This is a genomic window from Veillonella sp. ZSJB6 (assembly GCF_051549505.1).
Classification (GTDB): domain Bacteria; phylum Bacillota; class Negativicutes; order Veillonellales; family Veillonellaceae; genus Veillonella.
In genome coordinates this window covers 1-241 of record NZ_JBPUGE010000162.1, presented here as the reverse complement: position 1 = coordinate 241, position 241 = coordinate 1, and the positions used below count along the sequence as shown (strand labels likewise).

General features: G+C 37.3%; 1 pseudogene. It reads left to right on the top strand.

The features are described from left to right. Positions 1-20: 20 nt before the first annotated feature. Positions 21-241 (top strand): annotated as a pseudogene (locus tag ACSV5T_RS10290) (IS701 family transposase); the annotation flags it as partial.

Below are 241 nucleotides of genomic sequence, written 5' to 3'. Positions count from 1 at the left end.
AAAATCAGCGACTGCTTGATATGTTTGATAGGGCAATCAAAAACCAAGTCAAATTCGACTATGTATTAGCCGATTCTTGGTTTTCAGCCAAAGCGACATTCAAACATATTCGTAAAGCTAACAAGCATTTCATCTTTGCGTTAAAGTCAAATCGCTTGGTGGCTTTAACCCCTGATGATAGAGAAAAAGGTAACTTTGTACGTATTGATGAATCTAATCTACCCGATAATACCCCTGTTCA